Annotated in this window: 7 protein-coding genes; all 7 read right to left on the minus strand. The window is 60.8% G+C overall.

All coding sequences use genetic code 11. The features are described from left to right. Nucleotides 1-167: 167 nt before the first annotated feature. Nucleotides 168-1,433 (minus strand): DUF1015 domain-containing protein, encoded by a 1,266-nt coding sequence (locus NUW23_13750; protein ID MCR4427224.1) that lies wholly within the window; start codon nt 1,431-1,433, stop codon nt 168-170. 2 nt (nt 1,434-1,435) lie between these two features. Then, nucleotides 1,436-3,061, minus strand: coding sequence for a phosphoglycerate dehydrogenase (gene serA, locus NUW23_13755; GenBank protein ID MCR4427225.1), 1,626 nt, complete (start codon nt 3,059-3,061; stop codon nt 1,436-1,438). Beyond that, the gene (locus NUW23_13760; protein ID MCR4427226.1) at nt 3,058-4,221 is read right to left on the minus strand and encodes an alanine--glyoxylate aminotransferase family protein; all 1,164 of its coding nucleotides are present in this window, start codon (nt 4,219-4,221) and stop codon (nt 3,058-3,060) included. The genes serA and NUW23_13760 overlap by 4 nt, the downstream gene beginning before the upstream one ends. Nucleotides 4,222-4,950: 729 nt before the next feature. Next, a complete protein-coding gene (locus tag NUW23_13765) occupies nt 4,951-6,225 on the minus strand; it encodes a TRAP transporter large permease (protein ID MCR4427227.1) in 1,275 nt (424 codons plus the stop codon). Continuing rightward, complete coding sequence (locus tag NUW23_13770; protein ID MCR4427228.1) at nt 6,222-6,749, minus strand: TRAP transporter small permease; 528 nt, start codon at nt 6,747-6,749, stop codon at nt 6,222-6,224. The genes NUW23_13765 and NUW23_13770 overlap by 4 nt, the downstream gene beginning before the upstream one ends. A 98-nt stretch (nt 6,750-6,847) precedes the next feature. Further along, nucleotides 6,848-8,233, minus strand: coding sequence for an FAD-dependent oxidoreductase (locus NUW23_13775; protein MCR4427229.1), 1,386 nt, complete (start codon nt 8,231-8,233; stop codon nt 6,848-6,850). A gap of 61 nt (nt 8,234-8,294) precedes the next feature. Next, on the minus strand, nt 8,295-8,759 hold a 465-nt coding region (locus NUW23_13780; protein MCR4427230.1), incomplete at its 5' end, for a TRAP transporter substrate-binding protein.

Genomic DNA, 8,759 nt, shown 5'->3' on the forward strand with positions numbered 1-8,759 from the left:
AGCTCGGCATTTCACACCCTCGTCTCACGTTCGGCCCTTCCCCGGACGCGGCGCCACCTCCGGGTAGTATGGCCTCTGCGGGCGCGGGGGAGGCTCAGAACACCTCTCTCGGTTATTCGCGCTCCTCCATGGCCTCTGCGGGCGCGGGGGAGGCTCCCTGCGCCCTTTCAATCGTCCAGGTCCCACATGAGAAGACCCGCAGGCGCTTTCGGCAGGAAGTACGTCGTTTTCCGCGGAAAGAGATAGCCCTCACGCGCTTTCTTCAGGATTTCACTTGCAGGGATCGCTGGGGGGAATACGGCGACCTGCATCCTGCCGGACGCTATTGCGGCAAGCTCCGCCGGGCCATTGTGGGTGTAAGCCACCTCGCATGCGGCGTCCGGGGCGGCCTTCCTGCAGGACACGGCTTCCTCGGCGATCTCGAGGTCAAGACGCCTCAGCATTTCGGGCGTGTCGCCGTCGTAGGCCAGGATCCACATATTAGCGCGCGTGGCCACCGCAAACGACGTCTTGCCGTCCGAACACGAGATCTGGGAGCAAAGCCACGTCCACAGCCGGCGTACGCCGTCCTCGCCGGACCCAGGTGTGAACGGCCTCGTGTCGATGACGTCGAATGCCGAGAGCACCCTCTCCACGAGGCTGGCCTCCGAGCCTTCGGGCCATCCGGCGATGACCCTGTGCGTCGGGAGTACCACCACGCCGGGGTCCGAGATGGAGACAAGGGCCGCCATGATACGCATGTGTTTCGGATTCCCGGTCTCCCGAGCCAATCTCTTCATCGATTCGCACCTGTGGTGACCGTCCGCGATGACGACAGGGCCCGAGCCGACGGTTTTCATGATGGCAGCTGAGGCAGGCTCATCGCGGACGCGCCACACCCTGAGGGCCTCCGCTGGCAAGGTCGCCGCAAGGTCCGGCCCGGACGCGGCCCGCATGCAGGCAAGCGTCGATGCCACCCTCCCGAAGGGGTCCTCATAGAGGCCGAGCATCGGGCTCGGGAGTGCGTGGCTCGCACGGAGAAGATTCATGCGGTCCTCCTTGGCGTGGGCCATGGTTTCCTCGTGGGGCAGGACCAGGACGCCCTCGCTCAGGTCTAGAAGGCCCATCACCGCCCTCCGTGTGTATCTAGTGCCTTGCCACTCGAACTCGTGCTCGCACAGGTACAGGGACGGCTCGGAGTCGGCAACGAGCACGCCTTCCCGGCACCACGCCCTCCAGAGTTTCGCCGCATTTTCGTAGAGAGCCGGGTCCTGTCCGCCCGGGGGCGGTATGGTGAGCTCCAGGCGGACGACGTTCCACGGATGCCGGTCCGCCAGGCGCCTTCCCTCCTCAGCGTCGACGACGTCGTAAGGCGGCGCGATGACGGCACCGAGATCCGCGCCCACTTTGTGAGGGTCATAGTAAACCGCTCTAAAGGGCATAAGCTTCGCCATGGTCAACCTCCTTGCGCTGCCCCGGTCTGAGAATGAGAATCCGGGCGTTCGAGGTAGACAGGCTTCACCGAGAGCACGCCCGCGAGGCGGGCTATCTCGGTTAGCGCTTCCGGTGGGGCTGGGGAGTCTATTCCAAGCACCATGATGGCGTCCCCTCCCTTCGCCTTCCGCGCGACCTGCATCTCGGAGATGTTCACTCCAGCCTTCCCGAGCGTCGTGCCGACCATGCCGATTATGCCCGGCTGATCCACATGCGGACAGACCAGCATGTACGCAGTGAAGGCCATGTCCAGGCGGTACCCGTCGATCTGGACCAACCGCGGCACCTGTCTTGCAGAGAGGACCCCCGCAACCTGCTTCGTCCCCTTGTTTGTGGAAGTTTCGACGGAGATTTCGTTCGGATTCCCGTCCCCGTCGGACACGCGCAGCTCGCTTATGGCGATGCCCCTTTCCTTCGCGAGTATCGGGGCGTTCACCATGTTCACATCGTCCCCAAGAAGCGGGGAGAGCACGCCCTTAAGCACGGAGTTGAGCAAGGGCCGGGTGTCGAGGGAGCTCAGCCTCCCTCCCCACCCCACCCGGACCGAAGCGATCATGCCTTCTGACCACTGCGACGCGAACTTGCCGAGGATCTCCGCGAGCGGGATGGACGGCGCAAGCTCGCGGAACACTTCCGCCGCCGGGACCGGGATATTCACGGCGTTCGGCACGGGCTCGCCGCGGAGCGCCGCGAGCATAGCCTTCGCGGTCTCGACCGCCACGTTTATCTGTGCCTCAGTCGTAGACGCTCCGAGGTGGGGTGTTACGATGACGTTGTCGAATCCTAGGAGCGGGTGGTCCGGGGGCGGAGGCTCAGACGCCAGCACGTCGAGCGCCGCTCCGGCCACCTTCCCCGACTTGAGGCCCTCAACGAGCGCGGATTCGTCCACCACCCTGCCCCTGGAGCAGTTGATGATGCGCACCCCTTCCTTCATGATGGCGATCGTCTCGCGCCGGATGAGGCCTGTGGTCTCAGGCGTGACCGGCACGTGGAGGCTGATGAAGTCGGAGTTCGCGAACACGTCCGCGGGCTCCGCTGGCACGACTCCCAGGCTGGCGGCCTTGCTCGCGGAGACACCGGGGTCGTACGCCAGGACCTTCATGCCGAGGGCGAGCGCCCGCTTTGCAACCTCGACGCCGGCGCGGCCGAGGCCGAAGATGCCGAGCACTTTGCCGCGGACCTCCGTTCCCATGAACTTCCCTCTCTCCCAACCGCCAGACTTGACGTGGGCGCAGGCCTGCGGGATGTTTCGAGCGAGGCACAGGAGGAGCGCAATTGTGTGTTCCGCGACTGCGACCGAGTTGCCACCGGGGGCGTTCACGACCACAATGCCCTTCCTCGTGGCAGCATCGACATCGATGTTGTCGACGCCGGCGCCAGCCCGTCCGATGACCTTGAGGCGCCCGGCTGCAGCTATGCACCGGGCGGTCACTTTGGTGGCCGACCTCACCATGATCCCGTCGCACTCGGAGATCCGCTCGAGGAGCGCGGCCTCGTCAAGCGGCCTTGAGACGTCGACTTGGGCTTCCTTGCGGAGAAGCTCTATTCCTTCCCTGGCTACGCCGTCAGTTACGAGTACCTTCATCATAGCGGCCACCCGTGCTCCGAGAAAACTCGCTCAGCCGCGGCAACCGCGGCACCGTGCGCAGCTTTCACGCCGAGGCTGCTTAGGGCCATCTGCAGTGCTGAGAGCGTGACGACGATGTCGGACCAGCTCACAGCCCCGACGTGCCCAATTCTGAAGATCTTGCCTGCGAGCTCTCCCATTCCGCCAGCGAGGATGACTCCGTAGCGGTCCCTGAGCGCTCCCAGCAACCTGTGCCCGTCCACACCCGCGGGAAGCTTTACCGCCGTCACCGTATTCGACGCCCATTCGTCCGCTGCGAGCAGCTCGAGGCCGAGCGCGCGCATGCCGGCCCTCGTCGCCCGCGCGAGGAGCGCGTGCCGCGCAAACACCGCGTCCGGGCCTTCGGCGAAGATCTGGCGCACTGCTTCGCGCAGGGAGAAGAGGAGCGACACGGCCGGGGTGTAAGGAGTCTGCGGGGTGGGCTTCTCCAGGAACTTGCGTGCGTTCGCGAAGCTGAAGTAGACGCTCCGCGCCCTGGTCTTCTCAACCCGATCCCAGGCCTTCGGGCTGACCGCCACGAACGCAAGGCCGGGCGGGCACATGAGGGCCTTCTGGGACGCCGTAACGAGGACATCTATCCCCCACCCGTCCGTTTCGATGTCGACGGCGCCCGCGGAGCTCACAGCGTCCACGACGAACAGCACGTCTTCCCGATCGATGGCGGCCCTTATCCCCGGCAGGTCCATCGTCACCCCAGTGGATGTCTCGTTGTGGGTCACAACGACGGTCGTGATGGACGGGTCCTTGCGGAGCGCGTCCCGAATTGCTTCGGAGCTCACGGGGTACCCGGGCTCGGACTTCACGGTAGCCACGTCCGCCCCACCGACTCGGAGTATCTCGGCGAACCTCGCGCCGAACTCGCCCGCAACTCCGACGAGCACCCTTTCCCCGGGCGTCATGAGGTTCACGGCTGCGGCTTCCATAGCGCCCGTCCCGGCCGCCGGGAAGGTGAGCACGGTGTTGCTGGTCTTAAGGATCTGCTGCACCCCACGCGTCGTCTCTTTGAGCAGCTCCCCGAACTCGGGACCACGATGGTTGATCATGGGAGCCGCCCCGGCGAGCGCGACCGTCTGCGGAACCGGGGTCGGACCCGGAATCATGAGGTATTGGTGGTGTCTCACGGCAAATCTCACTCCTTCTAAATCCTGACTATTGGACCCGGCTGCGGCTGCTGTCACCGTCACTTGGATCGATGGGACCTCCTAAAACAAGCACCCTCCCGCCCCTGAGCCGGGGACGGGAGGCGTCCTTCTCCATGGTGGTTTTCCAAACGTCTGCGGACGTGCCTTTCCTCACGACCCCCCCCTTGGTCGGCAGTAAGGCAAAGTGTCTGGGCAGATCGCCGGGTTGCAGCTTGTTACCAAGATAACAATATTAAACCGCGCGTGTCAAGCATATCTTGACCACCCTCCTCTCTTGCCCTGTCACCCGCTGCCAGTACAAACTCTCACTTGACCGCCCAATCCCACATGCTGGTGCCCTATATCACAACCTCAGCTTAGTACCACGAACATGATACGCATCCCGTCCATATCATTCTGTGATGTAGCACAAGACAGTACTCCTCTTCGGCGACGTTGGCAGTTCGGCCGGTGGCGGGCTCAACAGAATCCCCCCAGGCACATGACCGCTTACGCCTCTCAATTGTCTGCGTTGTGATTGCGGAATACGCATCCTGTGCAAGAGGCTGTCCGTGTGCCGCAAAACCTTGCGCAGGTGTACAAGTACTCCGCCGAGTAAGCCGCGAAGGGCGATGAGCGGCTTCCGCCTGCTCTTCGCCCTTCTCAAACCTGCAATGCCAGTCCGGCATACTCAAGACTTTCCCCAACAGAACTTTGGCTGGGCCTGGCTTACTTGGCCAGAAGCCCTGGCAGGAACGTAGACAGAGCCGGCCAGAAAGTCACGACTAGCAGTGCAAACAGGAGTGGAATGTAGTAGGGCATGGATCTCTTGGTCAACCGCTCAGGGGAGACTTTGGCTATGTCTGACACTATGTAGAGAGACGCCCCCACGGGAGGGGTGACTACGCCTATCATCAGGCCGAACACCATCCATACTCCCAGATGCACCATGTCTATCCCAAGAGACCGCGCGACCTGGACCATTATAGGAGTGAGTATCAACAGTCCTGATGTTGCCGGTAAGAAACAGCCGACCACGAGGAAGATCAAGTCGACGACAAGAAGGATTACCACTCTGCTGGACGTGACGGAATAGAGGGCTGCAATGAACAACTCGGGGAGCCGCTCAAGAGTCAACACCCAGGCAAACAGCTGCCCTGCCGCAAGAATCAGCATTACTACTCCTGTAGACACTATCGTGTTCTTGAATATGCGAGGCACATCTTTGACGCCGACCTCTCTGTATGCAGCCGCCAGCACGACACAGTAGACCACTGCGAGCGCCGCCGCCTCAGTCGCAGTCACTATCCCAAGCAGAATGCCGCTGAGTATGAGGACGGGAGCCAGCATAGGGAATAGCGCTTCGCGGAAAGCACGGATCACACCCGCCAGTGACTGCCTGGGGCGCACTGGGCAGTGCTCCCTGCCTGTGACCGCAAGGAAGTAGACGAATATCATGAGGGAAAGACCTAGCAGCAGCCCCGGAAGCAGACCCCCCGCGAACAGCTTCGCCACGGACACGTCGGTGATGCCGCTGTACAGGACCAGGTGGATGCTCGGGGGGATGATAGGTCCGAGCATGGACGAGACAGCGGTGATTGTGGCCGAGAATTCTCTATCATATCCTTCTTCAACCATGGCCTGTATCTCAATCCTGCCCAGACCTGCAGCGTCTGCCGAAGAGGACCCGGATATGCCCGCAAATATCATACTGGCGAGGATGTTGACATGCGCCAGTCCGCCCGGAATGTGTCCGGCCAAACCACGGGCGAAACCAAAGAGACGCCTTGTGATCCCTCCAGTATTCATGATCTCTCCTACCAGGATATACAGGGGGACAGCTATGAGTGTATATCCAGATATGCTATTCCCTAGCTGCTGCGCAATCACAGTGAGGGATATGCCCTTCTGCAGAATATAGCCCGCAGCCGACAGGATAAGCACGAAAGCAACAGGGATCTTGGCGGCCAGACCCACAGCGAACACGAACCACATGAGAATCATAGGGAATCCGACTCCTTCACGTGCCAGCCCAGATCTGACACAACAGCCGCCAGGTTCTGAAGCAGTGCCGCCATACAGGTAAGGATCATCGATAAACAGCCTACGATCACTGCAGCCGATATCCATCGGCGCGAGAGCCCCAGACCGGGCAGTATCTGATACCTCTGCATGGACTGAAGTCTTAGGCCTGCGTGGACGATCAGCACGAGGACAGCTAGGATACTCACGTCTGCCAGAATCTCAAGGACCAGCCTTGTCTTCCTTGGGAGTCTGTCTGCCAGAAAAGCGAAGGAGAGATGGCTCTTCTCTCTGAACGCTATGCTCGAGCTAACGAAACCCAGCCACACCATGAGTAGGCTACACAGCGATGCAGCCCAGCTCAAGCTGTGTCTCAAGAGATACCTGGACGCCGCGTCACTGCTCATAGCCACAACGAGAACGGTGATGGCTGCTCCACTGGCGGCGTACTCAAGCTTGCCTATAGCCGCCACCAACCAACGAAGGCAATGCTCCAACCTCCACAAGCAAGTCGCCTCCCATTCTCCGGGGCGGTTACCCTAGTTAGGTGGGCAGCCGCAATGCTTTGCTGGGAGAGTGCACGACGGCTGCCGCTGTGTAGATTCTAGATAATCGCGCCTTGGTCCGAAAGGGCCTTCCTGAGAACCGAAGCTTTTAGCGCTCTGGGCTGGCATCCTTGGCTGGCGGCCATTGAAGCGGCTGTCCCGGCGGCCTCGCCTGTGGCCATGCACTGTGCCATAACCCTCACGCTGCCAAGAGCGATCCTGTCCGTGGATATGCAGCGTCCTGCGACCAAGAGTCCATCAACATCCCTGGGCACAAGACATCGATAGGGGATATCATAGTCGCGGCCATCCTTGATGTGACGGTGAACGAGACCGCCGTCCGGCCCATGAATGTCGCTTGGGTATGCCCCTTTGGCAATCCCGTCCTCGAAGCGCGTGCCGCTTAGCACTTCGTCGCCTGTGAGCGTGTACTCGCCAATTATGCGTCTGGACTCCCGCGTCCCGATTTGACACGCGGTGTCGATTACATAGGAATTCTCAAACCCTGGCATGTACTTCCTGAAGAAGGCTGCCACCTTGGGCACCTGTTTCCTGGTCTCCACCTCTGCTTTCGTGGTCTGGTACACGTCTGACCCGTCGACATGGACCACATTTGTGCAGTTGACATAGACCTCAGTCGTCCTGGGGGAGAAGGTGAAGATGATCTGGTTGCGGCTGAGCGGGAAGTCTCCGTCATTCTGCGCCTTCCGCACAACATCGAACCAACCTCTCACCATATGAATATCTGGAATGCCCCGTATTCTGGCCGCCAGCTCCCGGTTGGTCATTCCCACGAACGGGTCTTCGGCCATTACGAACTCATCAGGGTTTTCCGTCACATATCTGAGTACTGCTTCCGCGTCTACGTTGCCGATTCTGAACATCAGCGAGCCGGCCATGCATTTCTCGCCCTCGCCGCCCTTTATGAAGCTAACTCCCGCGCTCGCAGCGATGTCCCCGTCGCCTGTAGCATCGACCACTACCCGTGCCGAGAGATCGTAACGACCGGACTTATTTGCCACCTCCACTCCGGTGACGGTTCCGTTCTCCTTGCAGGCTCCCAGCAGGAAAGTATGGAGCAGAAGCTCCACGCCGGCTTCGTCCACCATCTCGAGGAGCACCTGTTTCATGGCTTCTACGTCAAAAGGGGTATGCGTGTACGAGCTCTGATAGGTGCTCCATAGGTGTCCGCCGGGGAATGCGCCTCCGATTGTCTCCAGGCGCTTTATGATCTCGTGGGGTATGCCTCCGACGATCTGTTCGCCCTTCATATTGTGGAAGGTATGTATGGGGACTACCATGCCCGCCGTAGCCATGCCCCCGAGGAAGCCCCATCTTTCGACAAGCAGGACCCTTGCACCGTTCCTAGCCGCAGCCACAGCCGCCGGGACCCCGGCCGGACCCCCGCCGGCCACCAAGACATCGTACTGTCTGTGTGTATTCACAGAGTAGTCACCTCATCAGTTAATTCACTGCTTGACGGTCAGCATTGCACATTGGGCAGCTTCACTTGAGGGCCGATATCGCCTCAAACAGGCCTTTACTCCACAGTCCCCGGTTCTCGAAGGACTGGGCCAATGGCAGAGCCCTCTGTACGAACTCAGTCGTATCGATCTCAATGAACTTCGCGCCAGCCTGTATCATCATGGCTTTCTCTTCCTCGTAGCTTTGCACTACCAGTTGTGAATACCAATCCCCGGCCTCTCTTGCACAGGACGTGATTACGGCCTTCAGGTCATCGGGGAGGGCCTTGTATGCCTTCTCGCTGACCAGGACATTATAGGGGTCTATCTGATGATTGGTCATTACTATGTATGGAGCGACTTCAAAGAACTTCTGACCGTACACTGACGAGAGAGGAGAATCCATGCCGTCGACTACGCCCTGTTTCAGCGCCACGTACGCCTCGGCCCACGGCACCACCACCGGGCCTGCACCGAATGCCTTCCAGGTTTCGTAGTACACCTCAAG

The organism is Bacillota bacterium (assembly GCA_024655925.1).
Taxonomy (GTDB): domain Bacteria; phylum Bacillota; class DTU025; order DTU025; family JANLFS01; genus JANLFS01.